At 75.4% G+C, this 19,673-nt stretch carries 18 protein-coding genes; 12 read left to right on the plus strand and 6 right to left on the minus strand.

Annotated elements, in window-relative coordinates; genetic code table 11:
* Window positions 1-12: 12 nt before the first annotated feature.
* Window positions 13-1,290 carry an ROK family protein gene (locus ACZ6J5_RS31710; protein ID WP_469397218.1) on the minus strand — a complete coding sequence of 426 codons (1,278 nt, stop codon included), beginning with the start codon at window positions 1,288-1,290 and terminating at the stop codon, window positions 13-15.
* A 285-nt stretch (window positions 1,291-1,575) separates the two neighbouring features.
* On the opposite strand from ACZ6J5_RS31710, the gene ACZ6J5_RS31715 reads away from it, so the two are divergent.
* Complete coding sequence (locus ACZ6J5_RS31715; protein ID WP_469397219.1) at window positions 1,576-3,048, plus strand: carboxylesterase/lipase family protein; 1,473 nt, start codon at window positions 1,576-1,578, stop codon at window positions 3,046-3,048.
* A gap of 58 nt (window positions 3,049-3,106) precedes the next feature.
* On the opposite strand, the gene ACZ6J5_RS31720 is transcribed toward ACZ6J5_RS31715, so the two are convergent.
* Window positions 3,107-3,904 carry a metallophosphoesterase gene (locus ACZ6J5_RS31720; protein WP_469397221.1) on the minus strand — a complete coding sequence of 266 codons (798 nt, stop codon included), beginning with the start codon at window positions 3,902-3,904 and terminating at the stop codon, window positions 3,107-3,109.
* Between the two features lie 254 nt (window positions 3,905-4,158).
* On the opposite strand from ACZ6J5_RS31720, the gene ACZ6J5_RS31725 reads away from it, so the two are divergent.
* Entirely contained in the window at window positions 4,159-4,851 is a 693-nt protein-coding gene (locus tag ACZ6J5_RS31725) for an RraA family protein (RefSeq protein WP_469397285.1), read from the plus strand.
* A 101-nt stretch (window positions 4,852-4,952) separates the two neighbouring features.
* On the opposite strand, the gene ACZ6J5_RS31730 is transcribed toward ACZ6J5_RS31725, so the two are convergent.
* Window positions 4,953-5,393 carry an OsmC family protein gene (locus tag ACZ6J5_RS31730; RefSeq protein ID WP_469397222.1) on the minus strand — a complete coding sequence of 147 codons (441 nt, stop codon included), beginning with the start codon at window positions 5,391-5,393 and terminating at the stop codon, window positions 4,953-4,955.
* An 87-nt stretch (window positions 5,394-5,480) separates the two neighbouring features.
* A complete protein-coding gene (locus tag ACZ6J5_RS31735; protein ID WP_469397223.1) occupies window positions 5,481-6,257 on the minus strand; it encodes a type 1 glutamine amidotransferase in 777 nt (258 codons plus the stop codon).
* A 130-nt stretch (window positions 6,258-6,387) separates the two neighbouring features.
* Between ACZ6J5_RS31735 and ACZ6J5_RS31740 the strand changes: the two genes are divergently transcribed.
* The 5 genes from ACZ6J5_RS31740 (at window position 6,388) to ACZ6J5_RS31760 (ending at window position 12,192) form a co-directional block, all read left to right on the plus strand.
* Window positions 6,388-6,750 (plus strand): hypothetical protein, encoded by a 363-nt coding sequence (locus tag ACZ6J5_RS31740; RefSeq protein ID WP_469397225.1) that lies wholly within the window; start codon window positions 6,388-6,390, stop codon window positions 6,748-6,750.
* A gap of 207 nt (window positions 6,751-6,957) precedes the next feature.
* Window positions 6,958-10,065, plus strand: a complete 3,108-nt coding sequence (locus ACZ6J5_RS31745; protein WP_469397227.1) for an alpha/beta hydrolase — start codon at window positions 6,958-6,960, stop codon at window positions 10,063-10,065.
* 119 nt (window positions 10,066-10,184) lie between these two features.
* Window positions 10,185-10,376 carry a hypothetical protein gene (locus ACZ6J5_RS31750; protein ID WP_469397229.1) on the plus strand — a complete coding sequence of 64 codons (192 nt, stop codon included), beginning with the start codon at window positions 10,185-10,187 and terminating at the stop codon, window positions 10,374-10,376.
* Between the two features lie 47 nt (window positions 10,377-10,423).
* Window positions 10,424-11,254 carry a 2OG-Fe(II)-dependent halogenase WelO5 family protein gene (locus ACZ6J5_RS31755; RefSeq protein WP_469397231.1) on the plus strand — a complete coding sequence of 277 codons (831 nt, stop codon included), beginning with the start codon at window positions 10,424-10,426 and terminating at the stop codon, window positions 11,252-11,254.
* A 98-nt stretch (window positions 11,255-11,352) separates the two neighbouring features.
* On the plus strand, window positions 11,353-12,192 hold the full coding sequence (locus ACZ6J5_RS31760; protein ID WP_469397232.1) for a PhzF family phenazine biosynthesis protein: 840 nt from the start codon (window positions 11,353-11,355) through the stop codon (window positions 12,190-12,192).
* 45 nt (window positions 12,193-12,237) lie between these two features.
* On the opposite strand, the gene ACZ6J5_RS31765 is transcribed toward ACZ6J5_RS31760, so the two are convergent.
* A complete protein-coding gene (locus ACZ6J5_RS31765; RefSeq protein ID WP_469397234.1) occupies window positions 12,238-12,714 on the minus strand; it encodes a RidA family protein in 477 nt (158 codons plus the stop codon).
* Between the two features lie 156 nt (window positions 12,715-12,870).
* Window positions 12,871-13,536: an NADPH-dependent F420 reductase gene (locus ACZ6J5_RS31770; RefSeq protein ID WP_469397236.1), complete on the minus strand. Its 666-nt coding sequence runs from the start codon at window positions 13,534-13,536 to the stop codon at window positions 12,871-12,873.
* A gap of 217 nt (window positions 13,537-13,753) precedes the next feature.
* Between ACZ6J5_RS31770 and ACZ6J5_RS31775 the strand changes: the two genes are divergently transcribed.
* The 5 genes from ACZ6J5_RS31775 to ACZ6J5_RS31795 all read left to right on the plus strand — a co-directional run bounded on the left by ACZ6J5_RS31775 (window position 13,754) and on the right by ACZ6J5_RS31795 (window position 19,635).
* The gene (locus tag ACZ6J5_RS31775; RefSeq protein WP_469397237.1) at window positions 13,754-16,108 is read left to right on the plus strand and encodes a molybdopterin cofactor-binding domain-containing protein; all 2,355 of its coding nucleotides are present in this window, start codon (window positions 13,754-13,756) and stop codon (window positions 16,106-16,108) included.
* A gap of 15 nt (window positions 16,109-16,123) precedes the next feature.
* The gene (locus ACZ6J5_RS31780) at window positions 16,124-16,603 is read left to right on the plus strand and encodes a (2Fe-2S)-binding protein (protein WP_469397239.1); all 480 of its coding nucleotides are present in this window, start codon (window positions 16,124-16,126) and stop codon (window positions 16,601-16,603) included.
* Window positions 16,604-16,645: 42 nt separating this feature from the next.
* A complete protein-coding gene (locus ACZ6J5_RS31785; RefSeq protein ID WP_469397240.1) occupies window positions 16,646-17,209 on the plus strand; it encodes a dihydrofolate reductase family protein in 564 nt (187 codons plus the stop codon).
* A gap of 190 nt (window positions 17,210-17,399) precedes the next feature.
* Window positions 17,400-18,392 carry an alpha/beta hydrolase gene (locus ACZ6J5_RS31790; protein ID WP_469397242.1) on the plus strand — a complete coding sequence of 331 codons (993 nt, stop codon included), beginning with the start codon at window positions 17,400-17,402 and terminating at the stop codon, window positions 18,390-18,392.
* Window positions 18,385-19,635 (plus strand): acyltransferase family protein, encoded by a 1,251-nt coding sequence (locus ACZ6J5_RS31795; RefSeq protein ID WP_469397244.1) that lies wholly within the window; start codon window positions 18,385-18,387, stop codon window positions 19,633-19,635. The genes ACZ6J5_RS31790 and ACZ6J5_RS31795 overlap by 8 nt, the downstream gene beginning before the upstream one ends.
* Window positions 19,636-19,673 lie beyond the last annotated feature (38 nt).

Genomic DNA, 19,673 nt, shown 5'->3' on the forward strand with positions numbered 1-19,673 from the left:
GCAGGCCGCCCGTCACCCCGAGCCCGGGGCGGGCGCCGCCGGCACCACCACCGGCACCGACGCCGGGTCGTCCAGGACGGCGTCCCGCGCGTAGGTGAGGGCGCCCGCCAGGGCCGCGTCCGCGCCCAGCACGCCCGGCACCGGCTCGGGGACCAGCCGGTCCGACAGGGCGCGGCGCCCGGACAGGCGGGCGGTCAGGGCGCGTTCGAGCCAGGGGTGCCAGTCGGCGAGGTAGCCGCCGAGGACCACCTCGTCCGCGTCGAGCAGGCTCGTCACCGCCAGCACGGCCGCGCCCAGCACCTCGCCCGCGGCGTCCAGGGCGTCCACCGCCCGGGGCTCCCCGGCCGCCAGGGCCGCGCCCAGCGCGGCGAGCGCCGCGTCCGGCCCCTCCGCCGCGCGCAGCCCCGCGAACCCCGCCGCGTCGGCCAGCGCCTCCGGGCCCACGTACAGCGCGAGGCAGCCCCGCGCGCCGCACGGGCACGGCGGGCCGTCGAAGGCGACGGGCATGTGCCCCGGTTCGCCCGCGACCCCGTGCCCGCCGGTGTGGATCCGGCCATCGAGGACGAGCCCGCCGCCGACGCCGATGTCCGCCTTGAGATACGCCAGGGAGCGCGGCGGCGCGGCGCGGTGCGGGAGGAGCGCGCGGTACTCGGCGAGCGCGGCCAGGTTGGCGTCGTTGACCAGGGCCAACGGGAGCCCGTCGAGGGCGGGTTCACCGCGCCGCAGCTCCTCGCGGACGAGGGCGGTCAGCGGTACGGGGCCGGGCCAGCCGAAGTCGGTGCTGAACGCCAGGGCGCCGTCCGTGGTGTGCGCGTCGACCGGACCGGGCATCGCCATCACCGCGCCCCACAGATGTGCCCCCGGCACGGCCAGCGCCGCCGCCCCGGCCTCCCGCAGCGCTTCCGCGACGGCGCGCGCGAGGGGCCGCGGATCGCCCTGCGGGGTGCGGTGGGGGAGCGCGGTGCGGTGGTGCGCCCGGCCCGCGAGGTCGGCCACCGTCACCTGGAGGCGGCGCCGGGTGATCCGTACCGCGAGGGTGAGGACGCGTCCGGGTGCCAGCTCCAGCCGCCGCCGGGGCCGCCCGCGCCCGCCCGCCGGTGCCAGCCCGGCCTCGCGGACGAGCCCGCGGTCGATCAGGTCGGCGGTCAGCGCGGTGAGCGAGCCGTGGGCCAGCCCGGTGGCGGCCGAGAGCTCGCTGCGCGACCGGGGGCCGTGGTCGGCGAGGTGGCGCAGGGCGCGGGACAGGTTGAGGCGGCGTACGGCGGCGGAGTCGGCGGGCGGTGCGGGCACCCGGTCATTCTCCCCGACGCGCTCCCGGCGCCGGTGGGCACCCCGCGTCATCGGGCGACCACCGTCGGCAGGTGGGTGACGGGCGCAGATGGCACGAGTAAGTGACACGCGTCACCTTTTTATTTCGAGCATTGACGTAAATGTTTTCCGGCCAGACGCTGGGGACGTGCCCGACGAAGGAGTCGAGGGCCGACGCGGCCCTCGGAACCGCACCGGACGCCCGTCGCGAACCGGCCGGCAAGGCAGCGTCGAGCGAACCCGCCCCACCCCGACAGGAGCCCCCCCATGACCGCCCCCGGAAACTCCGCCCCCGTCGTCGACACCACCCGCGGCCCCGTCCGAGGCGAGCGCCGGGCCGACGGCAGCAGCCGCTTCCTCGGCATCCCGTACGCCCAGCCGCCCGTCGGCCCGCTCCGCTTCGCCGCGCCCGTCCCGCCCGAGCCGTGGACCGAACCGCTGGACGCGACCGCGTACGGACCGACCGCGCAGCGCCGCCCGTTCGCGGACGTCACCACCATCCCGGAGCCCTCGATCCCCGGCGACGGCGTCCTGAACCTGAACGTCTTCACCCCCGCGCCCGACCCGGACGCGGCCCTGCCCGTGCTCGTCTGGATCCACGGCGGCGGCTACGTCGCGGGCTCCGCCGCCAGCCCCTGGTACGACGGCGCCGCCTTCAACCGCGACGGGGTCGTCTTCGTCTCCCTCGGCTACCGCCTCGGCATCGAGGGCTTCCTGCACCTGGAGGGCGCCCCCGACAACCGGGGCGTACGGGACTGGGTCGCCGCCCTCGAATGGGTCCGCGACAACATCGCCCGCTTCGGCGGCGACCCCGCCAAGGTCACCATCGCCGGCCAGTCGGCGGGCGGCGGCGCCGTGCAGACGCTGCTCGCCGTCCCCTCCGCCCGCGAGCTCTTCCGAGGCGTCATCTCCGTGTCCGGTGCCGTCATGCGCCCCGACGGACCCGAGGTCGCCCGCGCCGTCGCACGCCTCTTCACCTCCCGTACGGGCCTCCCGGCCACCGCCGCCGCCCTCCAGGACCTCGGCGACGACGAGATCCTCGCCCTCCAGGACCGCCTCGGCGAGCCCGGACCGGACCGCGAGGGCCTGCCGCCCATGCTCTCCCTCGTGCCCTTCGCGGACGGCGAGCTCATCCCCGAGCCCGTGCTGGACGCGCTCACCACGGGAGGCGCGGGCGCCGGGGTGCCGCTGATGCTGGGCTTCACCGCCCACGAGTTCAACATGTTCCCCACGCCCGCGGCGGGCCCCGGCGGGGAGCCGCTGCCGCTGCCCCTGCTGCTCGGAGGTCTGGGCCTGGACGAGGCCGGGGCGGGCGCGTTCGCGGAGGCGTACGCGGAGGCCGACCCGGCCCGGCTGTTCGGCCAGGCGCTGACCGACGTGACCTTCCGCGCGCCGTCGCTGGAGGTCGCCGACGCCCGCGCGGAGCGCGGCGAGCCCACCTGGCTCTACCAGTTCGACTGGACCTCACCGGTCAACGGGCAGTCCTTCCACTGCCTCGACCTGCCCTTCGCCTTCGACCTGCTCGACGCGGAGGGCGTCACGGCCGCCGCGGGCGACCACCCGCCGCAGGCACTGGCCGACGCCATGCACCGCGCCTGGGTTTCGTTCGTCTCCGAGCGGAATCCGGGCGGGCAGTGGCCCGCCTACACCGCCGAGCGCCGGGCCACCCTGAGCTGGGACACCACGCCCGAGGTGACGGAGGACCCGCTCAAGGGCGTCCGCGCCATCTGGCGGCGCTGAGCGGGGCGGCGCTGAGCCGGGCGGCGGGGACGGGGGTCCCGCCGCCCGGACCCCGCCGCTACGCTCCCGGACCGCCGCCGTCCGGGGCGCCCTCGCGCGGGACGCTCCGGTAATGGGTCGTCAGCCGGCCGCCGTCGAGCACGTGGAAGGCGAGCGACGGCGCCATCTCGTCCCGGTACACGTAGTCGCGCCCCGCGCCGTCCCGCTCCCACGGCAGCCTGGACGTGGAGACCACGCCCGGCGCCACCAGCAGCGGCCGGCCGGCGAACATCGTGGCCGCGGCCGTGTGCGCGTGCCCGCACAGCAGCGCGACGACGTCCGGGTGCCGCCGCACCAGCGCCGCGAGCCGCTCCTCCCCGAACTGGCGCAGCCCGTCCACGAACGGGATGCCCAGCGGCACCGGCGGGTGGTGGAAGCCGACGAACACCGGCGTCCCCGCGGGCGTCCGCGCCAGCTCGGCCTCCAGCCACTGCAGGGTCTCCTCCTCCAGGAAGCCGTCGTCCTTCCCCGGCACCGACGAGTCGCACAGCGCCAGCGCGAACCCCTCGGCGCGCAGCACCTGGTTGACCGGCGCCCCCGGCAGCTCCGGCTCGGCGCCGAGCAGGACGCGCCGGAACGCGTCCCTGCGGTCGTGGTTGCCCGGACAGCACAGCACCGGGTGCCGGGAGGCCGCCAGCCGCGCGCGGATCCACGCGTACTCCGCCTCCTCGCCGTGATCGGCCAGATCCCCGGTGACGACCACCGCGTCGAGGGCGTACGGCAGCGCTTCCAGGTACGCCAGTACGGCCGCTGTCCGCTCCCGGCTGCGTGTCGACGCGTCGACGTGGATGTCGCTCAGGTGCGCGATGACGATCACGGTGAAGTCCTCCGGTCCCGGGCCTCCGGCCCCGTTCTGCGCGGGGGCGCCCGCGCGCCCCCGGGGCGACCGTACCCCCGCCGCCGACTGAGGCCCCTGCCCGCTGCCCCGGCCCGTGGCGCCCGCCGCCCCGGCCCGCCGCTTCGGCGAGGCCCGCCCCCGCCCCGGTCCGTCGGCTCCGGGCCCACCGCTCCGCTAGCATCCGGACCGCCGACCCCGTCGAAGGGAGCCTTCCCGTGAACGACCTCGCCGCCCTGCGGAAGCGGTTCGCCGAGCTCGCCACCCCGCTCGTCGCCGACGCCTGCGTGCGCCTGGGAGAACCGCTGAGGGCCGCGCCCGTCGGCGTCTCGCCGGTGCTCCCCGGCCGGAAGCTGGCCGGCCGCGTGCTGCCTGTTCGGCACTACGGCAGCGTCGACGTCTTCCTGGAGGCATACACCCGCGCGACCCCGGGCGACGTGCTCGTCATCGACAACGAGGGGCGGCGGGACGAGGCGTGTATCGGCGACCTCGCCGTCCTGGAGGCGGGGACGGCCGGCATCACCGGCGTCGTCGTGTGGGGGCTGCACCGGGACACCCCCGACCTGGTCGAGATCGGCCTCCCGGTGTACTCGTACGGGGCGTACGCGCCCGGCCCCGTGCGCCTCGACCCGCGCGGGCCCGAGGCGCTGAGCAGCGCCCGTGTCGGCGCGCACACGGTCGGCGCGGACGACGTGGTCTTCGCCGACGACGACGGCGTGCTCTTCGTGGCGGCGGACCGCGCCGAGGCGGTCCTGGACACCGCCGAGGGAATCTTCCGCACCGAGCGGAATCAAGCCCGGCTGATCAGGGACGGGCAGACCTTGCGCGAGCAGACCCGGTTCGACACCTACCTGGCGCGGCGGGCCGAGGACCCCGACTACTCCTTCCGCAGCCACCTGCGGAAGATCGGCGGGGCGATCGAGGAATGAGGGAGAAGTGGGGGAGGGGTCGAGGGGCAGAGGGGTAGGGAGGAGCAGAGGAGTAAGGGGGAGTGAGCGAGGGGCGGCGGGGGCGCCGCCCGTTCCGTGCCTCAGCCCGCCCGGAAGCCCACCGTGCCGTCCGGAAGGATCGCCTCGACCTCCGCGCCGTGCTCGACCGTACGGCTCACCGTGCAGAACTTCTCGTGTGTCAGGCGCACCCCCCGGGCGAACACCTCCGCCGCCTTCGGGTTGCTGTCGGGCAGTTCGAACTCGTAGCTCACCCGGATCCGCCCGATCCGGCCGTCGTCCTCGGGCCCGGAGACGCTCTCGACCACGATCCGCAGGTCGTCGTGGTCGACGGCCCGCGCCGTGCGGTCGATCACCATGCCGCCGCAGCCGCCCATCGCCGCGAGCAGCAGCTCGACGGGGGTGAACGAGGGCTGGGCGTCCGCGTCGTCGGCGGCGCCGATGCTGACCTCGGCACCGCGGTCGTTGCGGGCGGTCCAGGTGCGGTATCCGGTGCGGACGGTCTCGATCCGGTAGTCGGCCATGGGCGGCACTGCTCCTTGCTGCGGTCCGTGCGCACACGGACGCGTGCGCACGGCCATCCCATCATTCCCGTGCCCCCGGGACCGCCCTCACCCGCGCCCGCGCGCGGCGCCCGGGGCGGCGGCCCCCTCCGCCGTCTCCCGTATGACCGCCGCCCACGCCCCGGTCATCGCGCCCCAGACCGCGCGCAGCTCGGGCTCCGCCTCCCGTACGGAGGCGATCGCGCGGTCCGGGTCGCCGCCCGCCGCGCGGACCGCCGGCCCGTCCGCGCCCGCCCACTCCGCGATCGCGTCCGCCAGCACCTCGGGATGGAACTGCACGCCCCAGGCCCGCGGTCCGACCCGGAAGGCCTGGTACGGGCAGTCGTCCCCGGCCAGCAGCGGCACCGCGCCCGGTGGCAGGGACACGGCCTCGTCCCAGTGCCACTGCGCCGCCAGCGCGCCCTCGGGCACCGCGCCCAGCACCGGGTCCGTGTCCGCCCCGGGCAGCCGCCGCAGCGGTACGGCGCCGACCTCGGGCCCCCGCGCGCGGCGCGCGACCCGGCCGCCGAGGGCGTGCACCATGAGCTGGCCGCCGAGGCACACGCCGAGCACCGGGAGCCCGGCGGCGACGGCCTCGCGTATCAGCGCGCGCACCCTCGGCAGCCACGGGGCGGCCGTGTCGTCCTCGCAGTTGGGCGCGCCGCCGAGGACCAGCAGGCCCGCCCAGCCGGCCAGGTCGGCGGGCAGTGCCTCGCCGCGCCAGGGGTGGTAAACCCGGGGGTCGAGCCCGGCGTCTCGGAGCCGCTCGCCGACGAGGCCGGGTCCCGCGTCGTCCTCGTGCTGGACCACCAGGACGGGATGTGCGGTCAGGTGTGCGGTGTTCACGGGCGTTCCGCCTCCAGGATGGGCCGGAGGAGCGCGCCGGTGCGGTCCTCCCGGGGTGAGTATCCGGTGCCGGGGCGCCTGAGTACCGCGCACGGTGTGCCGCTCCCGGGGCCGCTGGTGAACTGGCGTCATGGACACGGACAGCTCCCGCCCCGCCGCCCGGCGCCCCCGGCCTGCGCGGGGCGTCACCGCCACGGCGACCGCCACCGGTTCGGCCCTCGCGGTCGCGCTGCTGCCGCTCGTGGTCGGCGCACTCGTGGCGCGGACCGCCGGGGGCGACCCGATGGTGTCGGTGAACGCCCTGATCGCGGGCGGTGGCCAGCGGGCCCGGCTGTCCCGCACCCAGCTGCGGGGCTGCGGGGGCAGGGCCCTCACGACGGCGCGGTCGACGGCGCGGGGCGCCTGGGTCCGGTCCGCCCGGTGGGCGGGCGGGAGGCCCCGCGCGGCCGCCTCGGCCGGGAGGGGGACGGCGGGGCCGACCGGGCGGCGGTAGCGGGGGGAGCGGCGGCAGGGCGTGAGGGTAGGGGGATGGTCGGGGGGGCCGCTCCGTCGGTCGACGGCGGGCCGCTCCGTCGGTCGGCGGCGGGCCGTCCCGTCGTGGTCCTATCAGTCGTCCCTCGTGCATCATGGGTAGGACGACTGATTATCCGCGATCGAATTGACTCTCTTTCAGAATCCCTTCTGAGCAAGGAGGTTCGCGATGGCTTCGACGCGCGTCCACCTCGTGCTGGTGCACGGGCTGTTCTCCTCCGCCAAGGTGTGGCAGGCGTTCGAGAAGCTCATCGCGGACGACCCGGAGCTGGCGGGCTGGGTCAGCGTCCACCCCTTCCAGTACGACTCGCCGTTCGTGCGGCTGCGCCCCGACCGCCGGATCGCCGAGACCGACGACGTCGCCGACCAGCTCGGGACGTTCCTGGAGACCGAACTGGCCGACGCCGAGCGGATCGTCCTGGTCACCCACAGCCAGGGCGGCCTGGTCGTGCAGCGCTTCCTCGCCCGCAAGCTCTGGAACGGCGAGGGCCGCGAGCTGGCCCGGATCAAGCACTTCACGATGTTCGCCTGCCCCAACACCGGGTCGGGTTTCTTCCTCACGGTGCGCAAAGCCCTGCCCCTGTGGCGCAACCCCCAGGAACAGCAGTTGCGCCCCTTCGACCGGGCCGTCACCGAGGCCCAGCGGACGGTGCTGAGCTCCGTGGTCCACGCCCGGGAGTTCTCCGAGCAGGAGTGCCCCATCCCCGTGCTGGCCTACGGCGGCACCGCCGACGACATCGTGCCCCCGATCGTGGCCCGCGGCGTCTTCCCCAAGGGCGGGGTGGTCACCGCCGACCACTTCAGCATCGTCCAGCCCGCGGACCGCAAGGCCTCCTCCTACCAGGCCGTGCAGCGCGCCCTGCTGAGGGTCGCCCAGGAGGCGCAGGACGCCAGGGAGGCCCGAGAAGCCGAGGAAGCCGGGCGGACCGGGGCGGTCGGGGCGCCCGGGGCGGTCGGCGAGGCCCGAGGCGCCGACGGGACGCGCGGCGCCGGGGCCGGGGACGGGAGTGCCGGCCTCCACGGCCCCGCCGCCGGACCGGAACCACGCCCCGCCCCCGACACAGGGCAGCCCGCCACCCCCGCCCCGCACCCCGTCTTCGCCCCCGCCCAGGCGTCCGTCCCCGCCGTCCCCCCGACGCCCCCGTCCCCCGACCTGGCGGGCTTTCCGCCCCCGCCGTACGGGCAGCTCGCGGACGGGCAGCTCAAGGGGAAGGACCGGCTCGGTCTCGTCGCCCGGCTGCTGTCCGAGGAGGCCCGGCAGCAGGTGCACGTCGTCGCCGGGCTCGGCGGGTCCGGGAAGAGCCGGATCGCGCTGGAGGCAGCCGACCGGGCGCGCCGGGCCGGGTACCGGGTCTGGTGGGTGTCCACGCCCGAACTCAGCCAGCGGATGCCGATGATCGCCCGCGACCTGGGCGCCCCCTCGATCACGGTGGAACGCGCCTGGCTCGTCGGCACGGCCATGGACCTGGTCTGGCAGCTCCTCGACGCCTGCCCCGAGCCCTGGCTGCTGGTCTTCGACAACGCCGACGACCCGGAGCGGCTCGGCCCCGCCGACGCCCCCGTCGCGCGGGGGACCGGCTGGCTGCGCACCCCGAAGAACGCCAAGGGCACCGTCCTCGTCACCAGCCGCGTGCGCAGCCGGAGCGCCTGGGGCGACGCCACCGTCATCCACCAGGTGCTCCCGCTGGACGAGAACGACGGCGCCTCCATGCTGCTCGAACGCACCGGCGATCTCGGCGGCACCAACGAGGACGCGCGCCGCCTGTCGCGGCAGCTCGGCGGGCTGCCGCTGGCCCTGCGCCAGGCCGCCGACGTGATCAAGGCCGTCCACGAGAGCCGGATCCGGCTGGACAGCGACATCGTGGACTTCGAGAGCTTCCGCCGCGTCCTGGAACCCCGGGAGGACACCGTCGCCGGCCAGGAGGCGCCCCAGCTCGGCGAGCTCCTCGGCCGCGAGATCGTGCAGAAGGTCTGCGGGATCGGCATGGACCTGCTCACCGAGCACGAGCTGCCGCAGGCGCCGACCCTCCTCAAGGTGTTCGCCTGCCTCAGCATCGCCCCCGTCCCGTACCGCCTCCTGCTGACCGGTCCCGCGCTCGCCGAGTCCGCCCTCTTCCCCGGCGCGACCGCCGGGTCGCTGAGCCACGCCCTCAAGGGGCTGGAGGAACTGGGCCTCGTCGACGCCTTCGAACGCGAGGGGCCCGGCGAGCACGACCTGGCGGGCCTGCTCACCCTGCACCCCGTCGTCCACGGCGTGCTGCGCGAGGACGCGGAGGTCCGGGAGCGCCCCGCCGAGTACCACGGCCTCGCCCTGCGGATGCTGCTCGCGGCCGCCTTCCCGCGCAACCCCGACCACCCCGCCAACTGGCCGCTGTGGGCCGCGCTCTCGCCGCACGCCCTGGAGGTCTCCCGGACCTGCCTGCTCGGCGACCTCAGGCTCAACGACCGCACCGTGCGCACCGAGGCCCTCGAACTCGCGCGCCTGACCGCCCGCTACCTCATCGCCACCGGGCTGCTCGGCCCCGCGTACGTCCTGGTGGCCGCGCTGATCGAGCGCTGCGCCTCGTACGGCTTCCACCCCGACGACCGGGAGATCCTCGGGCTGCGCCACGAGCAGGGCAGGATCTTCCTCGACCGCGAGGAGCTCGGCCGCGCCGAGGAGGCCCTGGGGCTCGTCGTCGCGGCGCGGACCGCCATCCTCGGCGAGGACCACGCCGACACCCTCGCCAGCCGGCACAAGCTCGCCCGCGCGATCAACGAGCAGGCCGGGCGGGAGAGCGAGGCAGAGGTCCTGCTGCGCTCGATCGTCGAGGCCGAGAACAAGGTGCGGGGACCCGAGCACTACGACACCCTCGTGGTCCGGCACACCCTGGCCCGGACGATGCTCGCCCTCGGCACCCACCGCGAGGCCGAGGCGGAGGCGCGGCAGATCCTCGCCATCAGCCGCCGCAACCACTGGCCGCCCGCCACCCCCGAGACGCTCCGGGTCCGCGAGACGCTCACCCACGCGCTGCTCGCGCAGGGGCGCGCGGAGGAGGCCGAGGAGGTCATCGGCGGGGCGCTCGGCGACGCCTCCCAGGCCCAGGACTCCCACCTCGTGATGCGGCTGCGCTACACATACGTCCTGGTCCTGCTGGGAATTCGGGGACGTACCCCCGAAGCGGTGAACGCGCTCCGCGGCCTGGTGCGCGACCTCGACCGGGTGGTCACCTCGGACCACCCGCTGTCGCTGCAGGCCAAGGGGCTGCTGGAGGCGCTGCGGGACATGCCCACCTGAGCGCGGGGTGCCGGGACCGAGCTGGGCAAAGCCCGCCGGGCCCGGCGGGCTTGCGCGTAGCCTGACGGTGCCTCACCCTGTGTGACGCGTCCCTTCCCGAAACGTTCGGAGGTCCGCCGATGTCTTCTCGCCCCACCGACCCCTACGACGACCAGTCCCTGACGTGGGGCGCACCGGGGAGCGAGTTGGAGGAGATGCAGGCCGACTTCGGCAGACAGGTGGCCATGGAGGCCCTGGAGGCCGGACGTCAGGCGCTCGAACTCGACGCGAAGACCGCGTTCCGCACCACCAGCGGGACGCATCCCGGATAGGCGCCGTTGTTTTCCGTTGTCTTTCAGGAAGTCGGGGGGCCGATGAGATGACCACAGGGAACCGCACGCAGGACCTGCCGCCGAAAGCGCCGCACGATCCGTTCTTCCGCGCCGCGACCGCGCCCGCGTTCACCCACGAGCTGCTCACCGGTCTCGCCGCCGGCCGGTACGCGGCGGTCCGGGTGCCCGGGTTCCTGCCGGCCGAGCGGTGCGCCGAGGTGCTGACGGCGCTGGAGGAGCGGGCCTTCGACGCGTACGGCAGCGCCCGCGTCCAGCCGAGGGTGATGCGCTTCGGCGTGGGCATCAGCGACCACATGGCCGACGGCGGCGTCGCCGACAGCTACTGGCCCGCGCTGGAACGGCACCACGAGGCATGGCGGGGCCTCGGCCTCTCCTTCGACCCCTTCGCCCTCTGCCGCGAGCGGCTCGGCGCCCACTGGCCCGGCGGCGTCGCGGTCGGCCGACGGGGCGGGCGCGAGCTCGGGGAAGGCGTGGCCCGCGAGCCGAACCAGGGCTTCCGGGTGCACTTCGACGACTCGCTGCGCGAGTACGAGCGGGATCTGCTCGACACCCCGCTGATCGGACAGTTCGCCTTCAACCTCTACCTCAGCGTGCCCCCTTCGGGCGGCGAGACGGTCCTGTGGCGGCACCGCTGGCAGCCCGAGGACGAGGCGCACCGGCTGCCCGCCTCGTACGGCTACGACGAGGCTGTCGTCCGCGACGCCGAGTCGCTGACGATCGCGCCGAGCGTCGGTGAGGCGCTGCTCATCGACCCCCGCTTCTTCCACGCGGTACGCCCCAGCGTGGGCGCCCGGCGCATCGCCCTGGGATTCGCGGTCGGCCTCTCCTCGGCCGGACAACTGCTCACCTGGGCCTGAACACCCGCTGAGCGGCCTCTTCCGGCGGGCCGGGCCGTCATCTCGCCCGCACCCGGGGTGCTTTGACGGTCTCGTGAGGCAGCGGCTAGGTTCTGGCGATGGACATCTTGCGTTACGTGGCCTTCAGCACCGACCCGCACGGCGGAAACCCGGCGGGAGTGGTGCTGGACGCCGCGGGCATCGACGAGGCCACGATGGCCGCCACAGCGGCCGAGGTCGGCTACTCGGAGACGGCGTTCGCCGTCCCGCGCGCCGACGGGACCCTCGACATCCGCTACTTCAGCCCGCAGATCGAGGTGCCGTTCTGCGGCCACGCGACCATCGCGACCGCCGTCGCCCACGCCCACCGGCACGGCGTCGGCGACCTGCTGCTGCGCACCAAGGCGGGGCCGGTCCCGGTCACCACCTCGACCCGGCCGGACGGCACCGTCGTCGCCACGCTCGTGAGCGTCGAGCCGCGCGACGAGGAGATCGCCGAGGACGACCTGGCCGAACTCCTCGCCGCCCTCCGCTGGTCCGCCGACGACCTCGACCCGGCCCTGCCGCCGCGCGCCGCCTACGGGGGCGCCTGGCACCCGGTGATCGCCGCGGCGACCCGGGAGCGGCTGGCGGAACTGGACTACGACATGGCGGCGTTGGGCGACCTGATGGCCCGCCGCGACTGGGCCACCGTCGCCCTCGTGCACCGCGAGTCGGAGACCGTCTTCCACGCCCGCAACCCCTTCCCGCCCGGCGGGGTCTTCGAGGACCCCGCGACCGGTGCGGCGGCAGCCGCGTTCGGCGGCTACCTCCGCTCGCACGGACTCGTCGAGCTGCCCGCCACCCTGACCATCCATCAGGGCGTCGACATGGGCCGTCCGAGCCTCCTCACGGTCGGTGTCCCGGCCCAGCGGACCAGCGGCATCCAGGTGACGGGCACCGCCGTTCCCATCGGCTGAGGCCGGGCGGAGCCCGCGACGGCGGGGGAGGCCGGGGCGGGGCGGTCAAGGAGTGCCGTCCGCCTCGACCTCCAGCACGATCTCGATCTCCACCGGCGCGTCCAGCGGCAGCACGGCCATGCCGACCACGCTGCGGGCGTGCCGGCCCGCGTCGCCCAGCACGTCGATCAGCAGCTCGCTCGCCCCGTCGACCACCGCCGCCTGCCCGAGGAATCCGGGGGCGGAGGACACGTAGCCGATCACCTTCACCGCCCGTACCACCCGCTCCAGCGGCACCACCGAGTCGACGGCCGCGAGCGCCGCCAGCGCGCACTGCCGGCTCAGCTCCTTCGCCCGCTCCGGCGGGACCTCGGCGCCGACCCGGCCGGTGGCCGTCAACTCGCCCCCGCTGAGGGGGATCTGGCCGGCGATGAAGACCATCGTGCCGCTGCGCACGGCCGGCACGTACGCCCCCTTGGGGGCGCTCGTCTCCGGCAGTCTCAGACCGAGCTCGGCGAGCCGCTCACGGATGTCGGTGCTCATGGCCCCTCCTCGTGGGTGGTGACGGTCCATCGTCCCACCCGCCCGCGCCCGGGGGACCGGCTCCGCGGTTGTCCCGACGGGGGCGGGCCGCTTCTGCTACGGGAGCGGTGCCGGGCCCCGGACGGGACCCGGCGGGAACCGTCGCATGTGCCGCCGTCAGCCGCGGAAGGACGCGGGCCGCTCCGGCGAGGCGGCCGCCAGGGCGCGCTCGACGGCCTCGACACCGCCGCGCAGCCCGTACACGGGGGTGTCGGGCTGCTGGCGCCAGGAGTCGTCGATGCCGCCCGCGTCGACGGTGTCGAAGCCGAGCTCGTCGATGAGCGCGCGGACCGCCTTCTTGGCCCCCTCGTCGTCGCCCGCCACCGGCAGCGCGAGCCGCTCGGGGTCGCCCGCCGGGCGGTGCCGGTCCAGGATGTCCTGGGCGTACGTGCCGTTGAACGCCTTGACCACCGGGTGGCCCAGGTGCCGCTCGGTCCAGCGGCTCTCGGTCAGGCCCTCGTCCTCGATGCCCGCGATCCGGCCGTCGCGCTCACGCGGGTAGTAGTTGCCGGTGTCGATCACGGCGAAGCCCTCGGCCGACCCGTCGAACAGGCCCTCCGCCGGGAGGTCGGGGATCGCCTTCAGCGGGATCGTGACGACGACGATCCGCGCCCCGCGCGCCGCCTCCGCGACCGTCACCGGCGTCGCCCCGGTCTCCTCGGCGAGGGCCGTGAGCGTCCGCGGGCCGCGCGAGTTGGCGACGGAGACCTCGTGGCCGAGCGCGGTGAGGCGGCGGGTGAGGTTGCCGCCGATGTTGCCTGCTCCGATGATGCCGATCTTCATGGGTCTGCCTTTCGAGCGGTGACGCGGTGGGCGTTCTGGCACTCCGCAACGGGCCGGCCCCGCGCGCTATTCCCCGGCCCCGGCGTGAGAACGTGACGTTCCCCAGGGGGAAGCGGGGCCGTTCCGGCCCCGGTGCGGGGCCGGACGGGTGATGATCCACGGGGCGCCGGACCGAGCGGCGCCCCGCCCCTCACCCCTCGCAGAAAAGGCAGCGCCGATGACAGCGCAGGACCGCGCCGTACCGCAGGACCGGAAGGACGCGCCGCCGCGCGGCATCGGACGGCGCCGATTCCTCGGCTACGTACTGGCGGCGCCGACCCTCGCTGTCGCCGCCCGGGTAGGCGCCGACGCCCTCGCGCCCGCGCCGGCCGAAGCCTCGGTCCCGGCCGTCGTGCCCTCCCTCCCCGGGCCCGCCGACCTCTACGACCTGAACGACATGCTCACCCACGCCACCCTCCCGACGGCGAACCTCATCACCCTCCGGATCGACCCGGACGGCACCGCCCACTTCGCGCTGCCCCGCGCCGAGGTCGGCCAGGGCATCACCACCTCCACCGCGATGATCATCGCCGAGGAGCTGGACCTGCCCGTCGAAAAGGTCCGGGTCGGCCTCGCCGACGCCCGCCCCGAGCTGCTCTTCAACCAGCTCACCGGCGGCTCCAACACCACCATCGCCACCTTCACCCCGATCCGGATCGCCGCCGCCGTCGCGCGCGGGCGCCTGCTGCGCGCCGCCGCGCTCGAACTCGGCGAGGCCGTCGGCACCCTCACCGCCAAGGCGGGTGTCATCACCTCGGCCGCCGGTGTCCGCCTCACGTACGGGGAACTCGCGGTGAAGGCCGCCGCCCTCACCGACACCCAGGTCTCCGTCACCCTCAAGGACCGGGCGGACTTCCGGGTCATCGGCACCGCCCGGGGCCGGGTGGACGCCCTCGAAGCCGTCACCGGGCGGAAGAAGTTCGCCATGGACGTCCAGGTGCCCGGCGCCCTGCCCACGATGGTCTGCCGCCCGCCCACCATCAACGGCACCGTCCGCGCGGTCGCCAACCTCGCCGAGGTCCGGGCCATGCCCGGCGTCACGGACGTCGTCACCGTGTCCACCGGCGTCGCCGTCCGCGCCCGCACCTTCGGCCAGTGCATCGACGCCGTCCGCGCGCTCACGGTCGACTGGGGCCCCGGCACCGCCGAGGGCGCCTCCGACGCCACCGTGCTCCAGAAGCTCCGCGCGGCCGAACTCCCCCTCGTCGTCCCGCCGCTGGACCTGCTCACCAAGGCCGTCGACGTCCGCTTCACCTTCGCCTTCGCCAGCAACGGCGCCCTGGAGACCAACTGCGCCGTCGCCGACGTCCGCCCCGGCTCGGCGGAGATCTGGGCGAGCCTCAAGGCGCCGATCGTCGCCCAGGAGAAGATCGCGCTCCAGCTCGGCCTGCCGGTCGGCGCCGTCACCGTCCATGTCACCGAGGGCGGCGGCTCGTTCGGCCGCAAACTGTTCCACGACGCGGCCGGCGAGGCCGCCGAGATCTCGAAGGCGCTCGGCAAGCCGGTCCGCCTGATGTGGCACCGCACCGACGACTTCCGCCAGGGGCGTACGCACCCGATGGCCACCTCCCGGGTCCGTGCCACCTACGCGCTCGGCGAGGTCCTCACCTACGAACAGAGGCACACCTCCGTCGCCACCGACTTCGGACACGGCATCGGCGAGATCATCACCTCCGAGGCGGCCCGGCTCCCGGTGGCGAACCTGGCGTTCTCCGAGACGATGTTCCAGCTCACCCAGGCCAGCCCGTACCACCTCGGGGTGACCACCCAGCTCCTCAACGAGGTCGACACCGGCTTCAACACCGGCTCCATGCGCAACATCTACTCGCCCAACGTGCGCTGCGCCCAGGAACTCGTCCTCGACGAGATCGCCCGGCGGACGGGGCAGGACGCCCTCGCGTTCCGCCGCCGGATGCTGAAGGACGAGCGGGCGCGGGCCGTCCTCGACAAGGTCGCCGACGTGGGCGGCTGGGGACGGAAGATGATCCCCGGCACCGCCCAGGGCATCGCCGTCCACCCCGAGTACCACGCCTTCGTCGCCGTCCTGGCCGAGATCGACTGCCGCCCCGAGACCACCGGCCGCACGGTCCGCGACGCCCGCACGGGCCCCCGCGTCACCAAGGTCGTGTGCGCCGTCGACGTCGGCCTCGCCGTCAACCCGCGCGGACTCGAAGCCCAGATGATGGGCGGCGTCATCGACGGCATCGCCCTCACGCTCACCGCCGGACTGCACCTGAAGGACGGGCACTTCCAGGAGAGCAGCTGGGACAACTACTACTACACCCGGCAGTGGAACACCCCGCCCGAGCTGGAGATCATCGTCATGCCGCCGACCGGCGACAAGCCCGGCGGCGCCGGTGAGCTCGCCGTCGGAGCCGCCGCCGCGGCCGTCGCCTGCGCCTACGGCCGGGCCACCGGGACCCTGCCGACCGCCTTCCCCGTCAACCACGCCGAGCCGCTCGCCTTCACCCCCCTGCCGACCGTCCCCCCGATCCCCGCCGCGCCCGTCGACGGCCGCGCCCGCGCCCTCTGAGACCCAGGAGCCACCGTGCCCCAGCACACCTTCATCCTCAACGGCAAGGCCGTCACCGCGGACGTCGAGGACGACGTCCGGCTGCTCTGGGTGCTCCGGGACGTCCTCGGCGTCACCGGACCCAAATACGGCTGCGGGGTCGGCGTCTGCCAGGCCTGTACGAGCCACCTCAACGGACGCGCCTTCACCCCCTGCTCGGTCCCGGTCCGCGATCTCGGACCCGCCGACGAGGTCACCACCATCGAGGGGCTGCCCGCGACGGCCGGCGCGGAACTGCACCCGATGCAGGAGGCCTGGCTCGACATCGACGTGGCCCAGTGCGGCTACTGCCAGCCCGGCCAGATCATGACCGCCGTGGCGGCGGTGCGCCGCGCCCACGAGGCCGGGCGCGAGGTCGACGAGGCCGACCTGGACCAGATCCGCAACATCTGCCGCTGCGGAACCTATAACCGTATCCGTGAGGCCATCAAGGAGGGCGCCCGCCGCATGGTCTGACCCGGCGGCCGGGGCCCTCCCCGACGAGAGGGCGTACCACCGATGCCGGGAAAGATCGTGCTGTTCGCCGGAGTGTCCCTGGACGGCTACACCGAAGGTCCCGGCCAGGACATCGGCTGGCACCGCGTCGACGAGGAGCTCCACTTCCACTTCAACGCGGAGCTGGCCGGCATGGGCCGCTTCCTCAGCGGCCGCCGCACCCACCAGCTGATGGCCGACTACTGGCCCACCGCCGACGCCGACCCGGCGAGCTCGCCCGCCACGCGCGAGTTCGCCGGGATCTGGCGCACGATGCCCAAGACGGTCTACTCGACCACCCTGACCGAGGCCGACTGGGACACCACCGTCGTCCCCCGCGTCGACCCGGACGAGGTCCGCGCCCTCGCGGCGGCCACCGAAGGGGACCTCACGGTGAGCGGGGCCAACCTCGTCGCCTCCTTCCGCGCACACGACCTCATCGACGTCTACCAGGTGTACGTCCACCCCGTCGTGATCGGCCGAGGCACCCCGCTCCTCGCCCCCACCGACACCTTCACCGACCTGCGCCTCGACACCACCCGGGCCTTCCCCAACGGGGTCGTGCTGCTGCGCTACGAGCGGGTGTGAGCGCCGCCGCCCGACCGCCTCGCGGGGGACGGCGTCCGCCTTCCGGACCCGTCGTCCGCCGAACCTCGCGGACTACCCGTCATACCTGAGAGCTACGGCCGGGATTGGCTCCCCGGCGGGACGCCGACCACAGGGCCCGCTTCCTAGTTTCTTCCGTACCGGATCGAACCCCGGTACGGAAGGAACTCCCATGGCGCCCCAGCCGCACGGCCCCCGCCGCGCACCCTCTCCCGGACGGCTCCGCCGCACGCTGCTCGCCGCGCTCGTCACCGCCGCGCTCGCGGTGCCGGTCGCCGGGGCGGCCCGGCCCGCGGACGTGCCCGCGCCCGCCCCGGCACCGGTCGCCCCGCTGGCCTCGGCGACGTCCGGGGAGCTCGCCGCGCGCTACGCCGCCGGCCGGGACGCGGTGCGCGCGGCCGAGCGGAGCGCCGAGGAGTACGGGGCGCGCAAGCGGGCCGCCGCCCTGCACGCCATGGCCGGGCCCGGCCGCCGGTTCCTCACCTTCGACGGGCGGGACGGCGGACGCGCCGCCGAGGTCGTCGGCGACCTCGCCGACGCCGACCGGATCGCGGTCCTCGTCCCCGGCGCCGACACCGACCTCGACCGCTACGGGCGCTTCCGCGCGGGCGCCGTCGCCCTGCGCGACGAACTCCGCGACAGGCGCGGCGCCCGCGCCGCCGTCGTGGCCTGGCTCGGCTACCGCACCCCCGCCACCGGCAGCACCGCCTCCCTCACCCCCGGCCGCGCCGACCAGTCCGCGCCCGCGCTCCGCGCCTTCGTCGGCGAACTGCGCGCGGCCAGACCCGAGGCCCGGATCACCCTGGTCTGCCACTCCTACGGCTCCGTGGTCTGCGCCCGCGCCGCCGAGGGGACCCCCGCCGACGCCCTCGTCCTCTACGGCAGCCCCGGCACCGGCTCCGACACCGTCGCCGACCTGCGCACCCGGGCCGCCGTCTGGGCCGGGCGCGGCGCCGCCGACTGGATAGCCGACGTGCCGCACCTGCGCCTCCCGCTGCCGGCCGGCTCCGAACTCGGCTTCGGCGCCGACCCCCTGGACCCCGCCTTCGGCGCCCGGACCTTCGACGCGGGCCCCGGCGGCCACAGCGACTACCTGGTCCCCGGGTCCACGGCCCTGGCGAACATCGCGCGCATCGCCGACGGACAGGAGCCCCGCCATGCGTGAGCAGCGCACCGCGACCGGCTCCACCCGCCTCTCCGGTCCCGCCTCCGTGCGCGCGCTCGCCGCCCGGATCGAGGCCGCGACCCCGCCCGGGCGGGACCGCGCCCTGGACGCGCTGCGCGGCCTCGCCATCCTCGGCGTGGTCCTCGGGCACTGGCTCGTCACCGCCCTCGTCACCGACAGCGGCACGCTCCGCGCCGAGAGCCCGCTCGGGCACCTGCCCGAACTCACCCCCGTCTCCTGGGCGTTCCAGACCCTCGCGGTCTTCTTCCTCGTCGGCGGCCACGTCGCCGCGCGCGGCCACGCGGCGGCCCGCGCCCGAGGCGAGGGCCACGGGCGCTGGATCGCCGCCCGGCTGCGCAGGCTCTTCCGCCCGGTGGTGCCGCTCCTCGCGGTCTGGGTCGTGGCGACGGGCGTCATGCTCGCCTGCGGCGTGCCGTGGGTGACCCTGTACACCCTCGGCAAGCTCGTCCTGTCCCCGCTGTGGTTCCTGCTCGTCCTCGCCGCGCTGACCGCCGCCACGCCGCTCGTCGCCCGGATCCACCCGCTGTGGCCGCTCGCCGTCGTCCTCCACGTCGACCTGATCCGCTTCGGCTTCGGCGGCCCCGAGGCGCTCGGCTGGCTCAACCTGCCCGCCGGCTGGCTCGTCCCGTACTGCCTCGGCACCCTGCTGGCCCGCCGCGGCCCGCTGAGGCTCCGCTCGTCCTGGGCGCTGCTGCTCGGCGGCACCGCCGCCACCGGGCTGCTCGTGGCCTTCGCCGGCTACCCCGGCTCCATGGTCGGCGTGCCCGGCGCCCCCGTCTCCAACCTCAACCCGCCCACCCTCGCCGCCGTCACCTTCGGCCTCGCCCAGGCGGGCGGCGCCCTGCTCCTGCTCGGCCCGCTCCGGCGCCTCCTGCGCCGCCCCGCCGCCTGGGCGGCCGTCGCCCTGCTCAACCTCTGCGCCATGACCGTCTTCCTCTGGCACCAGACCGCGATGATCGCCGTCACCGCCGGCGGGCTGTTCACCGCCGGACTCCTCGGCCACGCGCCGCTCACCGGACTGCACACCGTGCCCGACGGCTACGCCTGGGTCCTGGCCCGGCTCGGCTGGCTGCCGCTCTTCGCGGCCGCCCTGCTGCTCTGCGGGGCCGCGTTCCACGCCTACGAGCGGGGCACGGCCCGCCGCCGCCCGGCGGACCGCGCGACCCCGGGGCCCGCGGCGCGGGCGAACACTCGACGGGCCCGCGTCAAGGCGGCACGATGATCATCATGCGAACGGCCGAGGCCATGCGACACGCATTC

The organism is Streptomyces sp. NPDC042100 (assembly GCF_055582325.1).

Bases quoted from the DNA above. Each gene is read 5' to 3' on its own strand.
- ACZ6J5_RS31715 (WP_469397219.1), top strand. From the start codon at position 1,576: ATGACCGCCCCCGGAAACTCCGCCCCCGTCGTCGACACCACCCGCGGC.
- ACZ6J5_RS31730 (WP_469397222.1), bottom strand. From the start codon at position 5,393: ATGGCCGACTACCGGATCGAGACCGTCCGCACCGGATACCGCACCTGG.
- ACZ6J5_RS31740 (WP_469397225.1), top strand. From the start codon at position 6,388: ATGGACACGGACAGCTCCCGCCCCGCCGCCCGGCGCCCCCGGCCTGCG.
- ACZ6J5_RS31745 (WP_469397227.1), top strand. From the start codon at position 6,958: ATGGCTTCGACGCGCGTCCACCTCGTGCTGGTGCACGGGCTGTTCTCC.
- ACZ6J5_RS31750 (WP_469397229.1), top strand. From the start codon at position 10,185: ATGTCTTCTCGCCCCACCGACCCCTACGACGACCAGTCCCTGACGTGG.
- ACZ6J5_RS31755 (WP_469397231.1), top strand. From the start codon at position 10,424: ATGACCACAGGGAACCGCACGCAGGACCTGCCGCCGAAAGCGCCGCAC.
- ACZ6J5_RS31760 (WP_469397232.1), top strand. From the start codon at position 11,353: ATGGACATCTTGCGTTACGTGGCCTTCAGCACCGACCCGCACGGCGGA.
- ACZ6J5_RS31765 (WP_469397234.1), bottom strand. From the start codon at position 12,714: ATGAGCACCGACATCCGTGAGCGGCTCGCCGAGCTCGGTCTGAGACTG.
- ACZ6J5_RS31770 (WP_469397236.1), bottom strand. From the start codon at position 13,536: ATGAAGATCGGCATCATCGGAGCAGGCAACATCGGCGGCAACCTCACC.
- ACZ6J5_RS31775 (WP_469397237.1), top strand. From the start codon at position 13,754: ATGACAGCGCAGGACCGCGCCGTACCGCAGGACCGGAAGGACGCGCCG.
- ACZ6J5_RS31785 (WP_469397240.1), top strand. From the start codon at position 16,646: ATGCCGGGAAAGATCGTGCTGTTCGCCGGAGTGTCCCTGGACGGCTAC.
- ACZ6J5_RS31790 (WP_469397242.1), top strand. From the start codon at position 17,400: ATGGCGCCCCAGCCGCACGGCCCCCGCCGCGCACCCTCTCCCGGACGG.
- ACZ6J5_RS31795 (WP_469397244.1), top strand. From the start codon at position 18,385: ATGCGTGAGCAGCGCACCGCGACCGGCTCCACCCGCCTCTCCGGTCCC.